This is a genomic window from Pseudomonas sp. WSY_20, assembly GCF_043104335.1.
GTDB lineage: Bacteria > Pseudomonadota > Gammaproteobacteria > Pseudomonadales > Pseudomonadaceae > Aquipseudomonas > Aquipseudomonas parafulva_B.
The window spans coordinates 52,285-75,632 of sequence record NZ_JBICKP010000077.1; the positions used below are offsets into that span (position 1 = coordinate 52,285).

General features: G+C 62.8%; 18 protein-coding genes and 1 pseudogene. 9 read left to right on the plus strand and 10 right to left on the minus strand.

The genetic code is table 11. The features are described from left to right. Positions 1 to 13: 13 nt before the first annotated feature. Positions 14 to 2,254, minus strand: coding sequence for a molybdopterin cofactor-binding domain-containing protein (locus tag ACF8E5_RS18245; RefSeq protein WP_392475624.1), 2,241 nt, complete (start codon positions 2,252 to 2,254; stop codon positions 14 to 16). Between the two features lie 14 nt (positions 2,255 to 2,268). Beyond that, positions 2,269 to 2,709 carry a (2Fe-2S)-binding protein gene (locus ACF8E5_RS18250; protein WP_392475625.1) on the minus strand — a complete coding sequence of 147 codons (441 nt, stop codon included), beginning with the start codon at positions 2,707 to 2,709 and terminating at the stop codon, positions 2,269 to 2,271. A 261-nt stretch (positions 2,710 to 2,970) separates the two neighbouring features. Between ACF8E5_RS18250 and ACF8E5_RS18255 the strand changes: the two genes are divergently transcribed. The 4 genes from ACF8E5_RS18255 (at position 2,971) to ACF8E5_RS18270 (ending at position 7,789) form a co-directional block, all read left to right on the plus strand. Continuing rightward, a complete protein-coding gene (locus ACF8E5_RS18255; protein ID WP_058638344.1) occupies positions 2,971 to 5,157 on the plus strand; it encodes an OsmC domain/YcaO domain-containing protein in 2,187 nt (728 codons plus the stop codon). A gap of 194 nt (positions 5,158 to 5,351) precedes the next feature. After that, a complete protein-coding gene (locus ACF8E5_RS18260) occupies positions 5,352 to 5,780 on the plus strand; it encodes a DUF2231 domain-containing protein (protein ID WP_058605381.1) in 429 nt (142 codons plus the stop codon). Continuing rightward, positions 5,777 to 7,066 (plus strand): sorbosone dehydrogenase family protein, encoded by a 1,290-nt coding sequence (locus ACF8E5_RS18265; protein WP_058605382.1) that lies wholly within the window; start codon positions 5,777 to 5,779, stop codon positions 7,064 to 7,066. Before ACF8E5_RS18260 ends, ACF8E5_RS18265 begins: the two co-directional genes overlap by 4 nt. 189 nt (positions 7,067 to 7,255) lie before the next feature. Continuing rightward, positions 7,256 to 7,789, plus strand: a complete 534-nt coding sequence (locus ACF8E5_RS18270; protein ID WP_392475626.1) for a DMT family transporter — start codon at positions 7,256 to 7,258, stop codon at positions 7,787 to 7,789. On the opposite strand, the gene ACF8E5_RS18275 is transcribed toward ACF8E5_RS18270, so the two are convergent. Continuing rightward, entirely contained in the window at positions 7,774 to 8,682 is a 909-nt protein-coding gene (locus tag ACF8E5_RS18275) for a LysR family transcriptional regulator (RefSeq protein WP_392475627.1), read from the minus strand. The two genes, ACF8E5_RS18270 and ACF8E5_RS18275, sit on opposite strands and share 16 nt — an antisense overlap. Positions 8,683 to 8,819: 137 nt before the next feature. Here ACF8E5_RS18275 and ACF8E5_RS18280 point away from each other — a divergent pair, with 137 nt between their 5' ends. Beyond that, complete coding sequence (locus ACF8E5_RS18280) at positions 8,820 to 10,034, plus strand: YeeE/YedE family protein (RefSeq protein WP_058638385.1); 1,215 nt, start codon at positions 8,820 to 8,822, stop codon at positions 10,032 to 10,034. Between the two features lie 135 nt (positions 10,035 to 10,169). Here the strand turns inward: ACF8E5_RS18280 and ACF8E5_RS18285 are convergent, their stop codons facing one another. Together ACF8E5_RS18285 and ACF8E5_RS18290 are read right to left on the minus strand one after the other, a co-directional pair. After that, positions 10,170 to 10,499 (minus strand): hypothetical protein, encoded by a 330-nt coding sequence (locus tag ACF8E5_RS18285; protein WP_078478526.1) that lies wholly within the window; start codon positions 10,497 to 10,499, stop codon positions 10,170 to 10,172. Positions 10,500 to 10,573: 74 nt separating this feature from the next. After that, positions 10,574 to 11,224, minus strand: a complete 651-nt coding sequence (locus ACF8E5_RS18290) for a DUF998 domain-containing protein (RefSeq protein ID WP_078478527.1) — start codon at positions 11,222 to 11,224, stop codon at positions 10,574 to 10,576. Positions 11,225 to 11,364: 140 nt separating this feature from the next. On the opposite strand from ACF8E5_RS18290, the gene ACF8E5_RS18295 reads away from it, so the two are divergent. Continuing rightward, positions 11,365 to 12,114, plus strand: a complete 750-nt coding sequence (locus tag ACF8E5_RS18295) for a FadR/GntR family transcriptional regulator (RefSeq protein WP_058638384.1) — start codon at positions 11,365 to 11,367, stop codon at positions 12,112 to 12,114. A gap of 45 nt (positions 12,115 to 12,159) precedes the next feature. Here ACF8E5_RS18295 and ACF8E5_RS18300 read toward each other — a convergent pair whose 3' ends face one another. The 5 genes and pseudogenes from ACF8E5_RS18300 to ACF8E5_RS18320 all read right to left on the minus strand — a co-directional run bounded on the left by ACF8E5_RS18300 (position 12,160) and on the right by ACF8E5_RS18320 (position 18,881). Then, the gene (locus ACF8E5_RS18300) at positions 12,160 to 13,752 is read right to left on the minus strand and encodes an aldehyde dehydrogenase (NADP(+)) (RefSeq protein WP_197844046.1); all 1,593 of its coding nucleotides are present in this window, start codon (positions 13,750 to 13,752) and stop codon (positions 12,160 to 12,162) included. Positions 13,753 to 13,776: 24 nt separating this feature from the next. Continuing rightward, positions 13,777 to 15,329, minus strand: a pseudogene (gene garD, locus ACF8E5_RS18305) (galactarate dehydratase). Between the two features lie 76 nt (positions 15,330 to 15,405). Further along, the gene (locus ACF8E5_RS18310) at positions 15,406 to 16,770 is read right to left on the minus strand and encodes an MFS transporter (RefSeq protein ID WP_058638335.1); all 1,365 of its coding nucleotides are present in this window, start codon (positions 16,768 to 16,770) and stop codon (positions 15,406 to 15,408) included. Between the two features lie 102 nt (positions 16,771 to 16,872). After that, positions 16,873 to 17,784 carry a 5-dehydro-4-deoxyglucarate dehydratase gene (kdgD, locus tag ACF8E5_RS18315; RefSeq protein WP_078478530.1) on the minus strand — a complete coding sequence of 304 codons (912 nt, stop codon included), beginning with the start codon at positions 17,782 to 17,784 and terminating at the stop codon, positions 16,873 to 16,875. 287 nt (positions 17,785 to 18,071) lie between these two features. Then, positions 18,072 to 18,881, minus strand: coding sequence for a gamma-glutamyl-gamma-aminobutyrate hydrolase family protein (locus ACF8E5_RS18320; RefSeq protein WP_392475628.1), 810 nt, complete (start codon positions 18,879 to 18,881; stop codon positions 18,072 to 18,074). A 428-nt stretch (positions 18,882 to 19,309) separates the two neighbouring features. Between ACF8E5_RS18320 and ACF8E5_RS18325 the strand changes: the two genes are divergently transcribed. From ACF8E5_RS18325 to ACF8E5_RS18335, 3 genes are all read left to right on the plus strand, one after another. After that, the gene (locus tag ACF8E5_RS18325) at positions 19,310 to 20,335 is read left to right on the plus strand and encodes an Ldh family oxidoreductase (RefSeq protein WP_392475629.1); all 1,026 of its coding nucleotides are present in this window, start codon (positions 19,310 to 19,312) and stop codon (positions 20,333 to 20,335) included. Between the two features lie 148 nt (positions 20,336 to 20,483). Next, entirely contained in the window at positions 20,484 to 21,680 is a 1,197-nt protein-coding gene (locus ACF8E5_RS18330) for an amino acid aminotransferase (RefSeq protein WP_078478532.1), read from the plus strand. A 313-nt stretch (positions 21,681 to 21,993) separates the two neighbouring features. Next, on the plus strand, positions 21,994 to 23,274 hold the full coding sequence (locus ACF8E5_RS18335) for a serine/threonine transporter (protein WP_078478533.1): 1,281 nt from the start codon (positions 21,994 to 21,996) through the stop codon (positions 23,272 to 23,274). The last annotated feature ends 74 nt before the right edge of the window (positions 23,275 to 23,348 follow it).

Below are 23,348 nucleotides of genomic sequence, written 5' to 3' on the forward strand. Positions count from 1 at the left end.
GCGTCCTTGTCGGTCAGCTGAAGGTATGACGGCTCATGGGCAGGCTGCGAACCCGTTGTCCGGTCAGTTGGGCCACGGCATTGGCCACCGCCGGTGCTACCGCGGGCAACGGTGGCTCGCCGATACCGCCCATCTTCGCGCCACTCTCAACGATGCGTACATGTACCCGAGCCATGCGCGCAGGCGGCAGGATCGGGTACAGGTCATAGTTGCGCGCACGCGGCATGCCATCGACGTACACCGCTTCCTCGACCAGCGTCTGCGACAACCCCAAGGCCACCGCGCCATTGACCTGGTGCTCAATGATGGCCGGATTGACGATGCTACCCGGATCGATCGCCTGCCAGATGTCGTGGACCTTCACTTGGCCGTCTTCGATGGAGACCTCGGCGATCACGGCCGCTTCGGACCCGAAAGGGGACGCCATCGCCAAGCCTCGGGCCCGCCGCGTGCCATCCTCGGCAGTGAAAGGCCCTCGTTTCCAGCCCCCTGAAAGCTCGACGACCGCTTGCAACAACTGGGTCAGGCGCGGGTTGTCTCGCAGCAGGTGCCGACGCAGGGCCAGAGGGTCCTGGCCTCCTTTGTCCGCCAGCTCGTCCAGGAAAGACTCATAGAAGAAGTCATTGAGCGAGTTGCCCACCGACCGCCAATAACCGAGCATGGCCGGGCCTTTGACGTACACCTGTGCGATGCGCTTGTTGGCTATGGCATAGGCCTTGCCCGATAGCCCTTCCAGTGCCGTGGGGTCGACCTTGTCACCTTGCTTGCCGGCCAGGGCTTCGGTGGGGCCTTCCGTGGCGCTGACCGCCTCCAGGACTACCGGCAAGCCTTCGGCATCGAGCCCGGCGCGGAACTTGACCGCGGCGACAGGGCGTAGCACATCGCGAAGGAACTCTTCCTCGCGGCTCCAGATCAGCTTGACGGGCTGGCCTACCGCCTTGGCCAGGGCGATGGCCTGCGGGTAAGGGTTGGCGGACTCATACAGGAAGTGTCGACCGAAGAAGCCGCCAAGCAGCGGCGAGTGCAGCGTAATCTGGTCGGGTGACAGCCCGGTACGCTTGGCGATGTCATCGCGGAACATGTCGGGCGCCTGGTTGGGCAGCCAGACCTCCAGTGTGCCGTCGGGGGTGAAGCGGGCCAGGGCAGAAGGGGGCTCGAGCTGGGCATGGTTCAGGTACTGGTTGTGGTAGCTGGCCTCGACGGTGGTCACGGCGTTGTCCAGCGCGCTTGCCACGTCTCCGGCCGTTTCTTCATCACGGGTTGGACCCGTGGCACTGGCCAGGTGCTGGAGCCAGCCGTCGCTGGAAAAATCCGCCGGCATGGCCCGCACGGTGGAATCTGCGGCTGGCTCCAGCCACTGTACTTGCAGTGCCTCGACCGCACGCTTGGCGTGCCACCAACGCGGTGCAACCACCGCTACAGCACCGGGCAGGCGATGCACCGAGTGCACGCCCTTCATGGCAGCCACCTGTGCCTCATTGCGCACCTGGCCCACCGTCATGCCCAGGCGAGGGGCATGCTGCACGGCGGCATGAAGCATGTTCGGCACGCTGAGGTCGATGCAGTACATGGCCTTGCCGGTGGACTTGTCGTAAGCGTCCAGGCGCCGAACTGGCTTGCCAATCCAGCGAAAGTGGGCAGGATCACGAAGCTTGACGGTGGCAGGGTCGGGGACCGGCAGGTCCATGGCGCGCTCGGCCAGTTCGCCGTACCCAAGCGTGCGCCCTGACGTGGTATGTACTACGGTACCCGGCGTCGTGGTGAGCTCGCCCACCGCGACACCCAGTTGCTGCGCAGCGGCCTGCAGCAACATCGCCCGCGCCAGTGCGCCCAGGCGGCGCATGGTGGGGTAGCTCATGCGTACGGACATGCTGCCGCCGGTGATGCGCATGCCGTTTTCCATCACCACATAGGCTTGGCCAGGTGGGGCGCTGTCCACGATGAAGTGAGCAGGATCCACATCCAGCTCCTCGCCAACAATCTGCGCCATGGCGGTGAACGGTCCTTGGCCGCCTTCCATGAACGGACTGAGCAGACGGACCGTGCCATCCGGTCGAATTTCCAGGAACGCCGGTACCTGGGTGCCTCGCTGCGCATCGGCAGCAGCTTGCACACGCGCAACGCCCGTCGGCAGGCCGAAGCCCAGGACCAATGCGCCTGCAGCCGTGCCGACGAGGAAGCGGCGACGCGAGAGATTGACGGTTTCGCCAGCTTGCAATCTATGCAGTTCAGCAACGGGATCAGGCGTGCTCATCAGGCTTTGGCTCCCTACGCCAGGTCATGCATGGCTGCATGAATAGCGTTGTAGGTGCCGCAGCGGCACAGGTTGATCATGGCTGCATCGATCTGCTCGGCGCTGGGTGCCGGGGTATGCTTGAGCAGCGCGGTCGCTGCCATTACCTGACCGGATTGGCAGTACCCGCATTGCGCGACCTGGTGTTCCACCCAAGCCGCTACCACCCGCTTGCCCACAGGGTCCGCCTCGATCGCCTCAATGGTCGACACGTGTCGGCCAACCACGCCGGACACCGGGGTCACGCAGGCGCGCACCACAACGCCGTCCACCAGCACCGAGCAAGCCCCGCACTGGGCCAGGCCGCAGCCATACTTGGTACCGGTCATGCCCAGATCGTCGCGGATCACCCACAAAAGGGGCGTGTCGGCGTCTGCATCGACCTGGTGGGTCGTGCCGTTGATGAGTAGTTCCATGGTTCACCTGCCAGTCATCGGTTAGCGCTGTTCTTGTCATGATCGTGGGGTGCGTCGCCCCGTGTAGAAACGCTAGCACAGCGCTGAACCGGTGCCTGCGCCAGGCTGTGCAGATACAGAGGATCAGGCAAGGATTTCCCCGGAATGCGCAAGCGCGAGGCCGCCATTGACGCGCATGCCGGTCGGGGAGGATTTCCGCTGTGAAAAACCGGATAATGCCGACCATTGTGTTTTGCACGCTTAAAATCACGGTAAACCCGCATGGAAATCAAGGTCAATTTTCTCGACAATCTCCGTCTCGAAGCCAAGTTCGATGACTTCACGGTGATCGCCGATCAACCGATCCGCTACAAGGGCGATGGCTCGGCCCCTGGGCCATTCGACTATTTCCTGGCGTCCTCGGCGCTGTGCGCGGCTTACTTCGTCAAGCTCTACTGCCAGACACGCGGCATTCCCACCGAAAACATACGCCTGTCGCAGAACAACATCGTCGACCCCGAGAACCGCTACAACCAGGTGTTCAAGATCCAGGTGGAGCTGCCGGAAGACATCACCGACAAGGACCGCCAGGGCATCTTGCGTTCGATCGAGCGCTGCACGGTCAAGAAGGTGGTGCAGACCGGTCCGCAATTCGTGATCGAGGTGGTCGACAACCTCGATGCCGATGCCCAGGGTTTGCTCATGCCGGTGGCCGAAACCAGCACCCGTATCCCTGGCAAGGACCTGCCACTGGAACAGACGATTGCCAACATGTCCGGCATCCTGGCCGACCTCGGCATGAAGATCGAAATTGCTTCGTGGCGCAATATCGTGCCCAACGTCTGGTCGTTGCATGTGCGCGATGCGCAGTCGCCCATGTGCTTCACCAATGGCAAGGGCGCTACCAAAGAAGCGGCGCTGGCGTCTGCCCTGGGCGAATTCATCGAGCGGCTGAACTGCAATTTCTTCTACAACGATCAGTTCTGGGGAGAGGAGCTGGCCAATGCGGCGTTCGTGCACTACCCGGACGAACAGTGGTTCAAGCCCGGCCCTCGGGATGCCCTGCCTGACGAAATCCTCGACGCGCATTGCCTGGCCATCTATAACCCCGATGGCGAACTGCGCGGCTCGCACCTGTACGACACCAACTCGGGCAACACCGCCCGGGGCATCTGTTCGCTGCCGTTCGTGCGCCAATCAGACCAGCAGGTGGTGTACTTCCCGTCGAACCTGATCGAGAACCTGTTCCTGAGCAACGGCATGAGCGCGGGCAACACGCTGGCCGAAGCGCAGGTGCAGTGCTTGTCCGAAATCTTCGAGCGTGCGGTCAAGCGTGAAATCCTCGAAGGCGAGCTGTGCCTGCCGGACGTTCCCGCCGAGGTGCTGGCCCGCTATCCGTCCATCGTCGCGGGTATCCAGGGGCTGGAGGAGCAGGGCTTCCCAGTACTGGTCAAGGACGCCTCGCTGGGTGGCGAATTCCCGGTGATGTGCGTCACCCTGATGAACCCGCGCACCGGTGGTGTGTTCGCTTCGTTCGGTGCGCACCCAAGCCTTGAGGTGGCCTTGGAGCGCAGCTTGACCGAACTGCTGCAGGGCCGCAGCTTCGAAGGTTTGAACGACCTGCCACAGCCCACCTTCGAAAGCCACGCCCTGACCGAGCCGAACAATTTCGTCGAGCATTTCATCGACTCCAGCGGTGTTGTGTCGTGGCGCTTCTTCAGCGCCAAGGCTGACTTCGAGTTCGTCGATTGGGATTTCACTGCCCAGGGCGAAGGTGCCAATGCTCAGGAGGCAGCCACCTTGTTCGGCATCCTCGAAGACCTTGGCAAAGAGGTCTACATGGCGGTGTACGACAACCTCGGTGCAATCGCCTGCCGAATCCTGGTACCAGGCTATTCGGAAATCTACCCGGTCGAGGACCTGATCTGGGACAACACTAACCGGGCGCTTTCCTTCCGCGCCGACATCCTCAACCTGCACCGCCTGGACAATCGCTCGCTCAAGCTGCTGCTCAAACGCCTGGACAATTGCGATGTCGATGACTACACCACCATCACCACGCTGATTGGCGTTGAATTCGACGACAACACGGTATGGGGGCAACTGACCATCCTTGAGCTCAAGCTGCTCATCTGCCTAGCCGTGCAGCGCTTCGAGGAGGCCAAGGAGCTGGTCGAGGCGTTTCTTCAGTTCAACGACAACACCGTGGAGCGTGGGCTGTTCTACCAGGCGCTTAACGTGGCATTGGAAGTGCAATTGGACGATGAACTGGACATGGCCGACTACGAAGTCAATTTCCGCCGCATGTTCGGCAACCCGCGCATGGATGCGGTGCTGGGCTCGATCGAGGGAAGCGTGCGCTTCCACGGCCTGACCCCGACCAGCATGAAGCTCGAAGGGCTGGATCGCCACCTGCGTCTGATCGACAGCTACAAGAAGCTGCACGCCGCTCGGGCGCGGCTGGCCTGACGTCTGGCAGGCATGCGGGCCTGGATAGGCCGCGTATGCCACGAAGGGCAGCGGTTCGGGGTTTTTTGCAGGATATTTCAGCTATGTATGGCTGAACTATCGGCTCGCCAGGGTGCTCATTTGCTAGGCGCACCCTGCGTATCCCCGTGGGCCGTCTCTCGTCGGCCCCGGTCACTGAACGAAAAGGAGGCACCGTGACCGTTTCCGACCCTACCCTGTACCGCTGCAGACCTGGCCCGCTGCATGCATTGTTGTTGGCGGGCACCGTGCCACTGTTTCTGGGGGCAATGATCAGTGACATTGCCTACTACAACAGCTACCAGATCCAATGGAGCAACTTTGCCGCCTGGCTGATCGCAGGCGGGCTGGTGTTCTGCGGGCTGGCCCTGCTGTTCGCCCTGGCCAACCTGATCAGCGCTCGACACAAGGCCGGGCGGCCAACCCTTTACTTCTTGCTCTTGCTGGTGACGTGGGCGCTGGGGTTGGTCAACGCCTTCGAGCATGCCAAGGACGCCTGGGCTGTGATGCCGTCCGGGCTGGTACTGTCGGTGATCGTGACCGTGCTCGCTGTGGTGACGGCGTGGCTTGGCTTGAGCAACCTGCGTTCGGGAGGTGAAGCATGAGAGCGCTGCACGCTGTGAGCTTGTTGTCCCTTTCGCTGTTGCTGGCGGCTTGCGGCGGTGAGGGTGATCCCACCCAGGCCCGTGGGCCTGACCCGAAGCTGCCCGAGCCCCAGCGCGGTCTGCTGCCCAGCATGAAGATCGCCGAGCCGGTGGCCTGGGGCCAGCAAAAGCCGACCGTGCCCGACGGTTTCAGCGTCACGGCCATCGCGACCGACTTGAAGATCCCGCGTCAGAGCCTGGTGCTGCCCAACGGCGACATCCTGGTGGCCGAAGGGCGTGGCGGCAGCGCTGCCAAACTCAAGCCCAAGGATGTGATCGCCAGCCAGATCAAGGCCAAGGGCAATACCCAGGTCAAGGGCGGCAACCGCCTGACCCTGTTGCGCGATGCCGATGGTGATGGCAAGTATGAGCTTAAGACCGTCTTTGCCGAGAACCTGAATGCGCCTTATGGCCTGGCATTTGCCGATGGCAAGTTGTACGTGGCCAATCAGGATGCGCTGGTGCGCTTCGACTACCGCGACGGCCAGACAAAGGCCGACGGCCCGCCGGTCAAGCTCACCGACCTGCCGGCCGAGATCAACCACCACTGGACCAAAGCGCTCACCATCAGCCCGGACGGCCGCTTCCTCTATGTCGGCATCGGTTCGAACAGCAACATTACCGAGCGCGGCCTTGAAGTCGAGATCGACCGTGCGATGGTGTGGGAAGTCGATGCCCAGACGGGCGCACATCGGCCCTACGCCACCGGGCTGCGCAACCCCACTGCACTGGCTATCCAGCCGGGTACCGGGCAGCTCTGGACAGTGGTCAACGAGCGCGACGAACTGGGCCCAGACCTGGTCCCCGACTACCTGACCTCCGTGCGTGAGGGCGGCTTCTACGGTTGGCCCTACAGTTACTGGGGGCAGAACGTCGACGACCGGGTGCGGCCGCAGAATCCTGACAAAGTAGCTGCGGCGATCAAGCCCGACTACAGCCTGGGGTCCCATGTCGCGGCGCTGGGTGTCGACTTCTCAACGGCCGCCATGGGCCAAGGCTTTGCTGAGGGGGTGTTCGTGGGCGAGCACGGCAGCTGGAACAGGCCGAACCCGGTTGGCTACAAGGTCATCTTCGTGCCGTTCAGCAACGGCAAGCCGGCAGGCGAGCCCATCGATTTCGCCACCGGCTTTCGAGGTGAAGATGGCAAGACGCGTGGGCGTCCAGTGGGTGTGACAGTCGATCCGCGTGGGGCATTGATCATTGCGGACGATCTGGCCAACACCGTATGGCGGGTGACCCGCAACTGATGCAATCGGCTGCAGGGGCGGGACTGTCCGTCCCTGTGGCTTACTCTCTAGGATCACGGTTATTACGTCTTGGCGTAGCCACGCAGATTCGCTATTCGCCACACGAATAGTTTCCATCTCGGCTTTCGATTTCCATGCGAGGCGTCAATAGCCTCATGCTGAACCCCGTCCTGTTTAGCGAGAACGGTAATGTTCAGTAAATCCATGATGATAGTGCTGTTACCCATTGTTTTGGCATTGATTGCAGGCGCGGTTCTGCCGTTTCAAGCGGCGGGCAATGCCGCTGCGGGCAGGGCCCTTGGCCACTGGCTGTGGGGCGCCTTCGCATCGCTTGCCGTCAGCGCCGTGGTTGTCATTGCAGCGCTGCTGGTGTTGCGGGTACCTGCGCCTGACATCGGCAACGCCTTGCAAGGCCCATGGTGGCTCTGGATCGGCGGTGTGCTGGGCGCCCTGTACGTGGCAGGGGCGGCGGCGCTGACGCCCAAGCTTGGCGCGGCAGGCTTTCTGGTGCTGGTGGTGGCAGGGCAGATCGTTACGGCGGTGGTTGCTGATCATTTTGCCATCATGAACCTGCCTGGCAGGCCCCTAGGGCTGGCGCGAATTTTTGGACTTGTGATGATCCTGGCCGGCGTGTGGTTGGTGCAGGGTCAGTGGGCCACCAGTACCCCCAGCAAAAGCGAGCCCGCGGTGGAGCGCTCAAGCCACGATCAGACCTCTGGCTGACAGCATGCCAGCACCGTCTCGCGCAGCCAGCGATGCCCTGCATCACCCTGCTTGCGGCTGTGCCAGGCTTGCCGGTAATCGATGCTGTCCAAAGGCAGCGGGGGGACGAACTCGCACAGCCCCCCATGGGCAGGCAGCGGGGCGAGGGCCCGTCGCGCTACGGTCAGAATCAGGTCGGTATCTTTCACTACTTCTACGGCTGCGCTCCAGTGCGGCAGCGCCAGGGCAATGTGCCGGCGCTGACCTTGGGAGGCCAGTGCACGGTCAATCTCATCGAAGGCGTCGGGGCGCGTAGCCACCAGCACATGGGGGCGCGCCAACCACTGGCTCAAACTCAATTTGCCCGTGGCCGGCAGCGTCTGATGGTCAGCCACGCTTACGAAGCGATCTGCAAACAGTGACTGGGCGGTGATGCCTTGAGGTAATTCCGGAAAGACCCCCAGCGCCAGGTCCAGTTCTCCATCGAGCAATTGAGCCACCATTGCCTCGCGACTGGCCTGGCTGACCGCCAGGTCGATGCCCGGGGCAACGCGCCGCACATGGCGCAGCAGAGGTGGCAGGATGATCCGTGCTGCATAGTCCGACAGCGAGAGACGGAAGCGTCGCCGGGCCTGCGTAGCATCGAATTGCGGCGTGCTCAGCAGCCCCTCCAGATTGGCCAATGCGTCCTCCAGCGGTTGGGCCAACGCCTGAGCCCGCGCGGTGAGCGTCATCGTGCCACCCTGACGTACCAGCAGAGGATCATCGAAATGCTCGCGCAACTGCGCCAGCGCATGGCTGACGGCCGGCTGGCTGCGGTGCAGGCGAATGGCAGCGCGTGTTACATGCCGCTCGGTAAGCAGGGCGTGCAGGGCCAGCAGCAGGTTCAGGTCGATTCGGCGCAATTGATCCATGGTTCGTGGGTCTGATCCGTAAGGGGGCAGGGGCCAAGCCTAACAAATGCGCGCCTGCACCGCTGGCGGCACTACACGACCTCACCGGTGGTTGCCGTTATACTGCGCACCTGTTCGATTTTTTTCCGAGTATTTCGATGGGTCTTTCCGCTACCGTTTCACCTGAACCGCGCCGTCTGGGCGCACCCCTTGTCGCGTTGGGTCTACTGATAGCTGGCGCTTGGTTCCTGGATGTCAATGCAGGCTTCAGGCAGGTCCTGCTTCTGCTGCTGGGGGCTGCGCTGGGCCTGACGTTGTATCACGCGGCCTTCGGCTTCACCTCTGCCTGGCGCGTGTTCATCAATGAGCGGCGCGGCGCCGGCTTGCGTGCGCAGATGGTCATGCTGGCGCTGGCTGTACTGCTGTTCTTCCCGGCGCTTGCGGCCGGTAACCTGTTCGGCACCCCCGTGACGGGCCTTGTGGCACCGGCCGGGGTGTCCGTCGTGTTCGGGGCTTTCATCTTCGGCATCGGCATGCAACTGGGGGGCGGCTGCGCGTCGGGCACCTTGTTCACCGTTGGCGGCGGCAATGCCCGCATGCTGGTAACCCTGCTGTTCTTCATCATCGGTTCCGTGACCGCCACGCACCACGCCGACTGGTGGTTTGCCTTGCCATCCTTGCCTGCGACCTCAATCGTGCAGGCATGGGGCCTGGTACCTGCCTTGCTGGTGAGCCTGGGCGTGTTCGGCCTGATCGCCTGGGTCACTGTGCACCTGGAAAAGCGCCGCCACGGCAGGCTTGAACAGCCCGAGCAGCATGACCGGGCAGGTCTGCAACGCTTTGTGCGAGGCCCCTGGCCGTTACTCTGGGGCGCCGTCGCGTTGGCCGTGCTCAACTATGCCACCCTGGCCTTGGCTGGACGGCCCTGGGGCATCACCTCAGCCTTCGCCTTATGGGGCGCCAAGGTGCTGGACAGCCTGGGTGTTCAGGTGAGCAGCTGGGTGTTCTGGCAGGCACCGGCAAATGCCAAAGCCTTGGCTTCGCCGGTCTGGCAGGATGTGACCACCGTCATGGACCTGGGCATCGTGGTGGGGGCGTTGCTTGCAGCAGGCCTTGCCGGGCGTTTTGCGCCAAGCCTGAAGATCCCGCTGCCGTCATTGATCGCCGCCGTCATCGGCGGCCTGTTGCTGGGCTACGGTTCGCGCCTGGCCTACGGCTGCAATATCGGCGCTTATTTCAGCGGCATCGCTTCAGGGAGCGTGCACGGCTGGCTATGGCTGATCGCCGCCTACCTGGGCAACGTGATCGGGGTGCGGCTGCGCCCTGCGTTCTTTGCAGGGGAGCGTCGCGCGACGACCTTGACCGGCTGTTAAGGCGAAGGGCTGGCCCGTTGATACCCGACTGGGCCATTCAACGCAAGGTTCGAAATGGCTGAACCAAGCATGGCGGGAAGGGTAGTTGCTAATATTTTTTATCAACTATGTTTAGTAACTAATTGATATGTATAGCTATCTGCGTGCCAGCGCATGTTGCACACATTGCTCCTGGTAGGTTTTGCTGATGGCAGCAGGTGAGAGCCTCGAGCGACTGTTATAGGTCTGCTCGGTAATGCCGAAGGCGGTCATGCGCATCCACGGCTTGGCGAACTTGCGTGCCTGCAGCTTCTTGCGCGCGGTATACAGCGTGATCCCAGACAGCTTGGCCTGCTGGGCCTGGGCTGCAATCTGGGCGCCCCACTTGCAGGCTTGGCGATCGTTCTGAGTCAAAGGTCGGGCGTTGGCGCCGATACCTGCCGTAGCCAGCAGGCAGCCCGTCGTGATTGCTAGAATTACTCGCATGTTCCTGTCCTAAGCTTCTGAAGGAAAAGGAAGTTTGCCTCCTCCTTCCAAAGCCGGGGGCCAGCAGTTTGCCTTCAGGCCAGCGCAGCTTTGGCGCCTGTGCTGGCATGTTCGCGCAGGCTGTACCAGGCAATAGCCGCTACCCACAGCACGCCCACCCCATAATTGAGGCGCTGGTAAAGCCCGAACAATTCGCCGCTCTGCATGGCCTGGCCCATGAACCCGACTGTGACAAGTGCCCCAAGGGTACAGGCCAGCGAGAAGACCGCCAGGGCGCGCGAGTGCGCGATGCGGGCGCCAAGCCAGATCCACAGGGCACTGGCGAGGGTCAAGGACAAGAACATCAACAGCCCGGACAGGTTGTGCAACTGCTGCGACGTGGAAGGCTGTTCAGGCGCGCAGCCCTGGTCGCAGGCGAACCATCCCGTGCCCAAGCTGCCAACGGCGTGCAGCAACAACAGCACTGCACTGACCATGGCCAGCCGGGAGCCGCGCCAGCGCCGGGCAATGCCCCAGGCGAACAAGGCGAACAATAATGCTAATGGGAAATTGTTCACCAGCGGGGAAAGATGATGGGTTGGGGCACCGACGGCGCCAAGCTGGCTCATGGCCAATTGCAGATGATCGTAGCCGGGGTAGGCCATGGCGGTCAGCGTGACGCCCAGAGCTAGCCACAATGGAATGAGCAAGCCACAGCTGAGCAGTGATCGGTCGAGCAATTTCATGCAGGCATCCTTCCGTGGAAAGCCCGGACCTTAACAAACGGTGTGGTGATAGTGCCAGCACCGATAGCGTTGCAGCCGTATGTGATCGTACAACTGCCTGCGCTATCATGGCGGCTGTCTTTCAAGGTGAAGCCCAGGGCATGTCAGATCTACAACCACCGCCACGGGCCAGGCGCAAGCCGCGCAGCCTGGCCCAGGAACTGGTCACAGTGCTGACCGAACGCATCCGCAGTGGTCAACTCAAGCGCGGTGACAAGCTGCCGACCGAATCGCAGATCATGGCTGAGGAAGGGGTCAGCCGCACGGTCGTGCGTGAGGCGATCTCGCGCTTGCAAGCCGCCGGGCAGGTGGAGACCCGTCACGGTATCGGTACCTTCGTGCTGGACGCTCCGCCGGTCGGGGGGCTGCGCATCGACCCGGCCACGGTGGTGACGCTGCGCGAAGTACTTGCGGTACTGGAGCTGCGCATCGCCCTCGAAATCGAATCGGCCAGCCTGGCGGCTCAGCGACGCAGCGATGAAGAGCTGGCCGGGATGCGTGCAGCCCTCGATGAGCTAAATGAACAAGCAGCCCATGCTACCGACGCAGTGTCCGCGGACTTTCAATTCCACCTGCGCATCGCCCAGGCCAGCGGTAATCACTATTTCGCCGACATCATCAACCACCTGGGCACCAGCATCATCCCTCGAACCCGCCTCAACTCTGCTCGCCTGGCCCACGACGACCAGCCCCACTACATGAGCCGGTTGATGCATGAGCACGAAGCGATCTATGAGGCGATTGCTCGCCAGGACAGTGAAGGGGCGAAGATGGCCATGCGCATGCACCTGAGCAACAGTCGGGAGCGGCTGCGCCAAGCCCATGAGCGGGCGCAGGTGAGCGGGGCGTGACCTAACCGCCCCAGCCTCCGGGTGTCCCTCATCCCGGCTAATGACTCAAGATCTACCTTGGAGCGCTTCTTCACTCCACTGGCCATTGACCAACCGGCGCAACCCCAGCGGATTGCTGTCGCGCAGCGGCTCGGGCAGCAGCGCCTGGGGGTAGTTCTGGTAGCACACCGGCCGCAGGAATCGGTCGATGGCCAACGTGCCGACAGACGTGCCCCGAGCGTCCGAGGTGGCGGGGTACGGGCCGCCGTGGACCATGGCATCGCATACCTCCACACCTGTTGGATAGCCGTTGACCAGGATGCGGCCGACCTTTTCCTCAAGCAGCGGTACCAACCAGGCGAACGCAGCAAAGTCTTCCGGCTCGCCGATCAGCGTCGCGGTCAGTTGGCCTCTCAGGCCCTGCAGGGCGCTGCGCAGTTGTTCCTCGTCGCGCGCTTGCACCGCTACTGTCGTCGGACCGAAGACTTCTTCCTGCAAAAGCGGGTCGGACGCCACTAGCAGGCGGGCCTCGGCTTTGAACAGTTGTGCACGTGCCTGGGGGCCTGTCTGCGGCTGGCCGGCCAGGTGCACGATGCCGTCATGGGCGTGAAGGTGATCCAGCCCACTGACATAGCTTCGCAGGCCACCTGCATTGAGCATGGTCTGGCCGGCCTGTTGGTCCAGATGGGTGCCCAAGTCTTCGAGGAGTTGGCTGAAAGCGGGGGATTGCAGGCCTATCACCAACCCCGGGTTGGTGCAGAACTGCCCAGCCCCCATGCAAACGGAGCCTGCCAGTTCACGCGCAATGGCTTCGCCGCGCTTGGCCAGCGCCCCGGGCAGGACAATCACCGGGTTGATGCTCGACATTTCGGCAAACACCGGGATCGGCTGGGGGCGCTCGGCGGCCATGCGGCACAGGGCATCGCCACCTTTGAGCGAGCCGGTGAAGCCCACTGCCTGGATGGCCGGATGCTTGACCAATGGCTCACCCACGCCTGCCCCGAACACCATGTTGAACACACCTTTGGGCATGCCGGTACGGGCGACCGCGCGTTCGATGGCACAACCGACCAGGTCGGCGGTGGCCATATGGCCGCTGTGCGCCTTGAATACCACCGGGCAACCGGCAGCCAGTGCAGCAGCGGTGTCACCACCGGCGGTAGAGAAGGCCAGGGGGAAGTTGCTCGCGCCGAACACCGCTACAGGACCAACGCCGATGCGCATCTGTCGCAGGTCCACCCGCGGCAGCGGCTTACGGTCTGGTTGGGCCAGGTCGATGCGCGCACCCAGATAGTCGCCTCGGCGCAGCACCTGAGCAAACAGGCGCATCTGACCACTGGTCCTGCCGCGCTCACCCTGGATCCGAGCTGTCGGTAAGGCGGTTTCACGGCACACGATCGCCACGAAGGCATCGTCGAGCGCATCGAGCTCCGCGGCAATGGCGTCCAGAAACTCGGCGCGGCGTGCCGGTGGCAATTGGCGAAACCCTGCGAAGGCGGCCTGTGCGGCCTCGGCCGCCTCGGCCACCTCGCGCTCGGTGGCTTGTGCGAAGCTATAGGGCAGGGGCTCGCCAGTGGTGGCATCCAGGCTTTGCAGGCGCTGCGTGCCGGCTGCGCTGCGCTGGCTGGCGATGAAGTTGTGGCCAAGAATCTCTGGCATCTGGAACTCCTCAGGGACAAGGGATCAGGTAATGGGTGCGGGATTGAACAGGGTGATGTCGTTATGCAGGCGGTGTTGCTCGGCCCAGGTGTGTTTGCGCCCGCTGGCCACGTCCAGGTAGAAGTGGAATAGCTCCCAGCCCAGCTCTTCGATGGTGCTGCGGCCCGTGGCGATGCGCCCGGCGTCAATGTCGATGAGGTCCGGCCAGCGCTGCGCCAGCTCGGTGCGGGTGCACACCTTCACTACCGGCGCCATCGCCAGGCCATAGGGCGTACCGCGGCCGGTAGTGAACACATGCAGGTTCATCCCGGCGGCCAGCTGCAGGGTGCCGCAGACGAAGTCGCTGGCAGGGGTGGCACAGAAGATAAGCCCCTTGCCGCTCACCCGTTCCCTGGCCCGAGCACACCTTGAATGGCGCCGCTGCCTGACTTGACGATCGACCCCAGTGCTTTCTCGACAATGTTCGACAAGCCGCCTTTCTTGTTGCCTGGCGTGGTATTGGCGCTGCGATCGGCAGCGCCCTGGTGCAGGTAGCGGTCGTACCAGTCCATTTCGCGTACCAGCGCATCGGCCACCTGCCGGTCCTGGGCGCGGGAGGTAAGCATGTAGATGGCGTCGCGCACCTCGGTCACTTCTGAGAACAGCACCGTTGCACCGGCCCGCACGAGCAGGTCTGCCGCGTAGCCAAGTGCCGGGTTGGCGGTGATGCCCGAGAAGGCATCGCTGCCGCCGCACTGCATGCCCAGGATCAACTCACTGGCCGGCACGGTCTCGCGCCTGCGCTTGTCGAGTTTCTTCAGGCGGGTTTCGGCCAGGGCCATGATCTGCTCGATCATCTCAGTGAAGCCCAGGCTTGCGTCCTGCAGGCGATACAGCCAGGGCTCGCTGAGGTCGACCGAGGGGTCGTCGTCGTGCATCACCTGGCTGGCCTGCAGTTTTTCACAACCCAGGCTGATGACCAGCGCTTCGCCACCCAGGTTGGGGTTGCGCGCCAGGTTGCGCACGGTGCGGATGGGGATATAGGCATCGCGGGCATTGATGGCCACGCCGCAGCCGTAGCTGTGGGTGAGGGCGACCACATCGTCCACATTCCTATAGCGCGGCAGCAGCTCGTGGCGGATGCGCTTGACGGCATGCTCCAGCACCCCAGTGACGCATTGCACGGTGGTGGTGATACCCAGGATATTACGAGTGCCAACCGTGCCGTCGGCATTGCGATAGCCTTCGAAGGTATGGCCCTGCAGCGGCGGTTGTGGCTGGGGAACTGCATCGCAGCATGGCAGATTGTCCAGCTCAGGCGGGGCGGGCATGGCCAGCTGCCCCTCCTGCACCCAACTGCCCTGGCGCAGGTCCTCAAGGGCATAACCGATCACCTGGCCATAGCGTCGAACCGCTTGGCCCTTGGGGATAGGCACGGTGGCCACCTTGTGGCTCTGCGGCACGTCTTCTACCAGGGTCAGCCCGTCGACGAACCGGGCCCCTTCGCCCAGGCCGCCGTCATTGACCACCACCACGACATTGTCGTCCTCGTGCAGGCGGATGTAGCGCGGCGATTCGGAATGTTCGATCAGCTGCATGTTCGGGCCCTATTGTTCAGGTTCTCAGGCTTTTGTACGTGCGTGCGCACGGGCTAGTCCGTGCGCACGTGCTCAATCAGTGACGCGGGCTGGCAAGCTGGGCATCCGGCACTGACGCCGGCTTGGACTCAGGCGACTCTTCGCGCAGCTCGATTCGCTTGATGGGGCCGACGATCACCAGGTAGCTCAGTACTGCCACCAGCGCGTTGGCGCCCACATAGACCAGCGCCCACTTGAACGAGCCGGTGGCGCTGATGATGTAGCCAATCACGATAGGCGTTGTGATCGAGGCGATGTTGCCGAAGGTATTGAACAGCCCGCCGGACAGGCCGGCGATCTGCTTGGGGGAGGTGTCGGCCACCACTGCCCAGCCCAACGCACCTATGCCTTTGCCGAAGAAAGCGAGGGTCATGAAGCCCACCACCATCCATTCGGCATCGACGTAGTTGCAGAACACCATGGTGGTGGACAACATCAGGCCGCACACGATGGGCAGTTTGCGCGAGAAGGTCAGCGAATGGCCGCGGCGCAGCAGCCAGTCCGAGATCACGCCGCCCAGTACCCCACCGATGAAGCCACAGATGGCTGGCAGCGAAGCGATGAACCCTGCTTTGAGGATGGTCATGCCCCGTTCCTGAACCAGGTACACCGGGAACCAGGTCAGGAAGAAGTAGGTGATGGCGTTGATGCAGTACTGGCCAAGGTACACACCCAGGAGCATGCGGCTGGTCAGCAATTGCTTGATGTAGCCCCACTTGGGCCCGTCGTTGCCGCGCTTGTGGTCCATGTCCACCAAGCCGCCGTTCTGCTCGATGTGTTCAAGCTCGGCGGGGCTGATACGCGGGTGCTGGCGGGGGTTGTAGATGGTCTTGAGCCATATGATCGAGAAAAGGATGCCCAGCACGCCCATGACCACGAACACATGCTCCCAGCCGAAGCTGAACACGATCCAGCCCATCAGCGGTGCGAACAGGGCAGTGGCAAAATACTGCGCCGAGTTGAAGATCGCCGAGGCCGTGCCGCGCTCCTGGGTCGGAAACCAGGCGGCGACGATGCGGGCGTTGCCGGGGAACGACGGCGCTTCGGCAAAACCGACCAGAAAACGCAGGGTAAACAGAGTGACCACTGCCCAGGCCACCGGCAGGCCGCCGACGAAGCCTTGCAGCAAGGTGAACAGTGACCAGGTGAAGATGCTGAATGCATAGACGTTTTTTGAGCCGAAGCGATCGAGCAACCATCCGCCGGGGATCTGTCCGGCCACATAGGCCCAGCCGAAGGCCGAGAATATGTAGCCCAGGGTGACGGCGTCGATGCCCAGGTCTTTTTGCAGGCTCGACCCTGCAATGGCGATGGTTGCGCGGTCGGCGTAGTTGATCGTGGTCACCACGAACAGCATGAACAGGATCAGGTAGCGCACATGCGTTTTCTTCGTCGCTTGCATGCTGGTAGTACTCCCACTAGTTATTGTTGTGCGGGGTCTTCGATTTATGCCGGAGTAAGACGAGCCCACTCCGGACGCGGCGCTGGCAGGCGCCGCGAGGGTTTACTGCGGCCCCATCTTGTCCATCAGGGCCGCAAGCATTTCGTACTCATCGGGGCTCAGGTCGGTCAGTGGGGCACGAACCGGGCCTGCATCATGGCCGGCAATGCGGGCACCCGCCTTGACGATGCTGACGGCGTAACCGGCCTTGCGGTTACGAATGTCCAGGTAGGGCAGGAAGAAGTCGTCGATCAGCTTGGCCACGGTGGCATGATCGTCCCGGGCAATGGCGTGGTAGAAGTCCATGGCGGTCTTGGGGATGAAGTTAAATACCGCCGATGAATACACCGGCACGCCCAGCGCTTTGTACGCCGCAGCGTAAACTTCGGCAGTCGGTAGCCCGCCCAGGTAGCTGAAACGCTCACCCAGCCGGCGGCGGATCGACACCATCAGTTCAATGTCACCCAAGCCGTCCTTGTAGCCGATCAGGTTCGGGCACCGCTCGGCCAATTGTTCGAGCAAGGTGGCGTTGAGGCGACAGACGTTGCGGTTATAGACCACCACCCCGATGTTGACCGACTGGCACACGGCCTCTACATGGGCGGCGACGCCATCCTGGCTGGCTTCGGTGAGGTAGTGCGGCAGCAACAGCAACCCCTTGGCACCCAGGCGCTCGGCTTGCTGCGCATACTCGATGGCCTGGCGGGTTGCACCACCAACGCCCGCCAGGATAGGTACCGACGTGGCGCAGGTGTCCACCGCTGTCTTGATGACCTGGCTGTATTCGCTGGCAGCCAGGGAGAAGAATTCGCCCGTACCCCCGGCGGCGAACAGCGCACTTGCGCCGTATGGGGCCAACCATTCCAGGCGTTTGATGTAGCCGGCCTGATTGAAATCGCCCTGCGCATCGAAGTCGGTGACAGGAAACGACAGCAAGCCGTGGGAGAGGATGGATTTCAGTTCTTGTGGGTTCATTGTTATAGGCATCCAGACGCTTGGGTGGGAGTGATGCGGTGTATGTGAGGTAAGTTATCGTACAACCTCTTTCAAGACCAGTCCCTTAGGGAGGTTTTTTTGGTCGGGCTGATTTAAGGGTGGCGTCGATGACTCGCCATGGCGGGGTGATAGCGTGCGGCAGGGGCCGTGGACAGCGGGTTCTGCTGTCAGGTCATCGTATCTCTAGGGTTAGGCAGTTGCATCCACAAACGACTGGGGCGGCCTTGCGCCGCCCCATGCTTTACTGCTCGCATGCGTGCGAGTGATCAGGCAGCCTGTTGAGGCTTGCCCTGTACCTTGCGCACGTGCGCTCTACACGCATCGCCAAACGCCTGGAAGATCTTGATCGAATCAGGATTCTTGGCAGCTTGCCACTCTGGGTGCCATTGCACGGCAAAGAGAAAGGGCGAAAGGCTCGGGGCATGAATGGCCTCGACGAGCCCGTCTTCGGCGTGGGCAATAGCTTCGATGCCCTTGCCCAGGTTGCGCAGCCCTTGGCCGTGCAGGGAGTTGACGCGAATCTCATCCGTGCCAAGGGTGTCGCGCAGCCAGCTACCGGGCTTGATCTTCACGCTGTGGGTCTGCGCGTACTGCACCTCGACAGGGTCTTCCGGGTTTTCGCGGTGATCATTGAAGCCAGGCTCGGCGTAGACCTTCTGATAGATGTCCCCGCCCAGCGCCACGTTGATTTCCTGCATGCCCCGGCACACGCCGAAGATGGGCAGGCCGCGCTTGATTGCGGCCTTGACCAGCGGAATGTCGAACAGGTCGCGGTTCTTGTCCTGGCCCTTGCCCGGGGTCTCGTTCTCCTGGCCATACAGCGCTGGGTCGATGTTGCTGCCCGCACCCGTCAAGTACACGCCGTCGGCCATGTCCAGGTAGGTCTCCAGTGCCTCGGTGCCACAGCAGGTGGGCACCAGGACCGGGACGCAATCGGCGAAGTCGACCAGCGGGGTGATGTATTTGTGGGTCATGACTTGGTAGTCATGGCCTTTGCGCTCTTGGGTACCCATGGTCATCAGAACGATGGGTTTGCGCAGGGAAGGTTGCTTGTTGCCAATGTTGCTGTTGGACATATGTCACCTTGGGACAGGTTGAACCTGTCGTTGTTGTGCAGGTGCAAGGCGCGCGGCGCTGGTGCAACCTGGGGCCCCGAGCACTGCCGACTCGTCGGCGTCGACGATGTCGGTCGGGACTTGGTGTTAGATTGCCAGAGCCGTTTGATATGTCAAACGGCTGCAGCCGGTCTCTAAGCCCGGATTGCGGGGTCGACCGGGCTATAAGTCAGCGCCGGCGTGGGTTTGGCTGGGGCGAGGGTCAATAATACTTAACGACGCAGTCGACTCATTGCAGCGGCGCAATGATCCACGGGTTTCATGTGCTAGCCGTTGAGGTTGTGAGGTTGATCTGACCGGATCGCGTGGCCCTGCCAGCATGCGTGGGTTAGTCTGCTGAGCTGTTGCGGTGCAGCTCAACCCTCCATGATCAGAAGAAGGATAGTTTGATGGCCATTCCCACCCGCGAGCCCGTCGTGCATGTTCCCTTTGCTGAGCTCAAAGCCTTGCTTGAGTCGATCTTCGAACGACATGGCTGCACACCGGCAGTGGCTCGGGTTCTGGCCGCCAACTGTGCCAGCGCCGAGCGTGATGGCGCCCATAGCCATGGCGTGTTCCGCATGCCCGGCTACGTCTCGACCTTGGCCAGCGGTTGGGTGGACGGCAAGGCTACGCCCGAGATCAGTGATCTGGCGGCCGGCTACATTAGCGTCGATGCGCGGGGTGGTTTTGCGCAGCCTGCACTGGCGGCTGCCCGGGACTTGTTGGTAGCCAAGGCGCGTGCTGCTGGGATCGCAGTGCTGGCCATCTACAATTCCCACCATTTCGCCGCATTGTGGCCGGACGTGGAACCGTTCGCCGAACAGGGCCTGGTTGCCCTGAGCGTGGTCAACAGCATGACCTGCGTCGTACCTCACGGTGCACGCAAGCCGGTATTCGGGACCAACCCGATCGCCTTCGCTGCGCCCTGCGAAGGGCATCCGCCCATCGTATTCGACATGGCGACCAGCGCGATGGCCCATGGCGATGTGCAGCTGGCAGCCCGCGCCGGGGAGGCAGTGGCCCTGGGGGTAGGCGTGGACGAGCAGGGCCAGGTGACTCAGGACCCGGCCAAGATCCTGGACGGCGGTGCCCTGCTTCCGTTCGGCGGGCACAAGGGCTCAGCCCTGTCGATGATGGTAGAGCTGCTGGCAGCTGCACTCACCGGCGGGCATTTTTCGTGGGAGTTCGACTGGTCCGGCCATCCCGGGGCCAAGACGCCGTGGACGGGGCAGTTGCTGATCGTCATCGACCCGCAGGTTGCACAAGGTCAACGGTTCGCCCAGCGCAGTCGCCTGCTGCTGGAGCAAATGGAGGCGGCCGGTGTCAGCCGCATGCCAGGTGCGCGGCGGCACTTGGAGCGTGAGCGGGCGCAGCGCGAAGGGGTGGCGATCACCGCCAGTGCCCTGCAGGCGTTGCGCGATCTGCTCACCTGATCGCGGCCGGGCAGGGTAGGCGGACCCGCACCCGATCATGCAGTGTTGCATATCCCCCTTGCACGATAGTTGGTGCCCATTCCCAGCCAGTACGGGTATGCTCTTGGCTGCCTTTTTGACTCGCCCTGATCCCAAGGAGCTGCACGCTGTGTTCAAACATGTCGAAGCCTACGCCGGCGACCCGATCCTCTCGTTGATGGAAACCTTCAAGGCCGATCCGCGCGCCGACAAAGTCAACCTGAGCATCGGCCTTTACTACGACGAAGCCGGAGTAGTGCCGCAGCTCGCTGCAGTGGATGCAGTGGAAAAGCGCATCGCAGGTCAGGATCACGATGCTTCGCTGTACCTGCCGATGGAAGGCCTTGCCAGCTACCGCCAGGCCATTCAGGCCCTGCTGTTCGGTGCCGACCATCCGGCGGTTGCTGGCGGTCGCGTGGCGACGGTGCAGACCGTCGGTGGTTCCGGGGCCCTGAAGGTCGGTGCCGACTTCCTCAAGCGTTATTTCCCGCAGGCGCAAGTCTGGGTCAGCAACCCTACCTGGGACAACCATCGCGCCATCTTCGAGGGTGCAGGTTTCACCGTTAACACCTACCCGTACTTCGACCAGGCCACCCGTGGCGTGGACTTCGAGGGCATGCTTGCCACGTTGCACACTTTGCCTGCCAACAGTGTGGTGCTGCTGCACCCCTGCTGCCACAACCCGACGGGTGCCGACCTGGATCAGGGCCAGTGGCAGCAAGTGGTAGAGGTGGTCAAGGCCCGCCAGTTGATCGCCTTCCTGGACATCGCCTACCAAGGGTTTGCCCAGGGTCTGGTCGAAGACGTGTTCGCCATCCGCGAGATGGCCAGCGCAGGCGTGCCATGCCTGGTCAGCAACTCGTTCTCCAAGATCTTCTCCCTATATGGGGAGCGTGTGGGCGGCCTGTCGGTGGTTTGCGACGATGCAGCCACGGCGCAGAGCGTGCTCGGCCAGCTGAAGGCCACCGTGCGCCGCAATTATTCCAGCCCGCCCAACTTCGGCGCCCAACTGGTCGCAGGCGTGCTCAACGATCCCGCCCTCAATGCCCAGTGGGCTGCGGAAGTAGAGGTGATGCGCACCCGCATCCTGGACATGCGCCAGGCGCTGGTCGATGCGCTGGGTGTGCTGCTGCCGGGGCGTGATTTCCAGTTCCTGCTGCGTCAGCGGGGCATGTTCAGTTACACCGGCTTTAGCGTGGAGCAGGTGCGCCGTTTGCGCGATGAGTTTGGCGTTTACCTGATCGACAGTGGCCGCGTGTGCATGTCAGGCCTGCGGCCGGCGAACCTGCAGCGGGTTGCCGAGGCCTTCGCGGCTGTACATCAGTAAGCACCCCAGGCTTGACGTTTTGCAGCAACCCTCGCCGAGGCCGCCCTGTGGCTTCGGCGATTGCCTTTCCATTTCCGCATTCCGTGCTCACGGACGCCTGTGCCAGCCAGGGCCTTCTCCACGCGGAGCGTGCTGGGCCGCCCGGCTGCACCTACCGCTTGTACAGACAAGTGCAACCGCCCCTCCGAAAAAGGCTTCGCAAGTGCAACCTTTCCGTGCACAATCGCGCCCCTCTTTTTCCGGTTGAGTAGGGCGCAGCCAACGCTTCGTCATTCTCAGCCTGTTGCAGTCTTGCGAGTGGAGCGTCACCCGGATGAATGAGCAGGCCTCAAGCGTAGAACAGCGTTACGAACAAACGACCGCCGCCAGCCTCGGCAAATGGGCCCGGCAGGACACCACCTGGATGCTCGGCCTATTTGGCACCGCCATTGGCGCAGGTACGCTTTTCCTGCCGATCAATGCCGGCCTTGGCGGGTTCTGGCCGTTGCTGGTGCTGGCGGTGCTGGCCTTCCCGATGACGTACTACGCCCACCGCGGGCTGACCCGGTTCGTGCTTTCGGGGCGCGAAGGGGCAGACATCACCGACGTGGTAGAACAACACTTCGGCATCAAGGCTGGCGCCTTGATCACAGTCCTGTACTTCTTTGCCATCTTCCCCATCCTGCTCATTTACAGTGTGGCCCTGACCAATACCGTCAGCAGCTTCATGGAGCACCAGCTGCACATCGCGCCTCCACCCCGTGCGCTGCTGTCATTCGTGCTGATCCTGGGCCTGCTCGCGATCGTACGCTGCGGCGAACAGGCCACCGTCAAGGTCATGAGCCTGTTGGTCTATCCATTCATCGTGGCCCTGGCGCTGCTGGGCCTGTACCTGATCCCGCACTGGACCGGTGGTATTCTCGACAGCGCCCACACGGTGCCCAGCGGTTCGGCCTTCCTGCACACGGTATGGCTGGCCATCCCGGTCATGGTGTTCTCGTTCAACCATTCCCCCATCATTTCGGCCTTCGCGGTCGACCAGAAACGCCGGTATGGCGATCATGCCGACGCCCGCAGCGGCCAGATCCTGGCACGTGCGCACCTGCTGATGGTGGCCATGGTGCTGTTTTTCGTCTTCAGCTGCGTGCTGACCCTCGATAGCGCGCAACTGGCCGAAGCCAAGGCGCAGAACCTGTCGATCCTGTCGTACCTGGCCAACCATTTCAGCAACCCGACCATCGCCTTTGCCGCGCCCTTGATCGCCTTCGTCGCTATCGCCAAGTCATTCCTGGGCCATTACATCGGCGCCAGCGAAGGCCTCAAGGGCATCATCGGCAAGACTGGCGCGCGCCCGGGTGCCAAGGCCCTGGACCGCGTGGTAGCGGCGCTGATGCTGGTGGTGTGCTGGATCGTTGCCACGCTCAACCCCAGCATCCTGGGCATGATCGAGTCCCTCGGCGGCCCGATCATCGCAGTATTGCTGTTCCTGATGCCCATGTATGCCATTCGCCGCGTGCCTGCCATGCGCAAGTACAGCGGGGCGCTGTCGAACGTGTTCGTCACCGTGATCGGCCTGGTCGCCCTGACTTCGGTCGTCTACGGCCTGTTGGCCTAAGCCCGCAGCAGCAGGCCCGCCCCGGTGCCCGGCAAGTGCGCCAGGGCGGGCCATTGCCTCACCGGCAACAAATT

Coding starts and splice junctions, on each gene's coding strand:
- kdgD (WP_078478530.1), bottom strand. CDS start 17,784: ATGAACCCACAAGAACTGAAATCCATCCTCTCCCACGGCTTGCTGTCG.
- ACF8E5_RS18265 (WP_058605382.1), top strand. CDS start 5,777: ATGAGAGCGCTGCACGCTGTGAGCTTGTTGTCCCTTTCGCTGTTGCTG.
- ACF8E5_RS18270 (WP_392475626.1), top strand. CDS start 7,256: ATGTTCAGTAAATCCATGATGATAGTGCTGTTACCCATTGTTTTGGCA.
- ACF8E5_RS18310 (WP_058638335.1), bottom strand. CDS start 16,770: ATGCAAGCGACGAAGAAAACGCATGTGCGCTACCTGATCCTGTTCATG.
- ACF8E5_RS18285 (WP_078478526.1), bottom strand. CDS start 10,499: ATGCGAGTAATTCTAGCAATCACGACGGGCTGCCTGCTGGCTACGGCA.
- ACF8E5_RS18290 (WP_078478527.1), bottom strand. CDS start 11,224: ATGAAATTGCTCGACCGATCACTGCTCAGCTGTGGCTTGCTCATTCCA.
- ACF8E5_RS18295 (WP_058638384.1), top strand. CDS start 11,365: ATGTCAGATCTACAACCACCGCCACGGGCCAGGCGCAAGCCGCGCAGC.
- ACF8E5_RS18280 (WP_058638385.1), top strand. CDS start 8,820: ATGGGTCTTTCCGCTACCGTTTCACCTGAACCGCGCCGTCTGGGCGCA.
- ACF8E5_RS18335 (WP_078478533.1), top strand. CDS start 21,994: ATGAATGAGCAGGCCTCAAGCGTAGAACAGCGTTACGAACAAACGACC.
- ACF8E5_RS18320 (WP_392475628.1), bottom strand. CDS start 18,881: ATGTCCAACAGCAACATTGGCAACAAGCAACCTTCCCTGCGCAAACCC.
- ACF8E5_RS18255 (WP_058638344.1), top strand. CDS start 2,971: ATGGAAATCAAGGTCAATTTTCTCGACAATCTCCGTCTCGAAGCCAAG.
- ACF8E5_RS18245 (WP_392475624.1), bottom strand. CDS start 2,254: ATGAGCACGCCTGATCCCGTTGCTGAACTGCATAGATTGCAAGCTGGC.
- ACF8E5_RS18300 (WP_197844046.1), bottom strand. CDS start 13,752: ATGCCAGAGATTCTTGGCCACAACTTCATCGCCAGCCAGCGCAGCGCA.
- ACF8E5_RS18275 (WP_392475627.1), bottom strand. CDS start 8,682: ATGGATCAATTGCGCCGAATCGACCTGAACCTGCTGCTGGCCCTGCAC.
- ACF8E5_RS18250 (WP_392475625.1), bottom strand. CDS start 2,709: ATGGAACTACTCATCAACGGCACGACCCACCAGGTCGATGCAGACGCC.
- ACF8E5_RS18325 (WP_392475629.1), top strand. CDS start 19,310: ATGGCCATTCCCACCCGCGAGCCCGTCGTGCATGTTCCCTTTGCTGAG.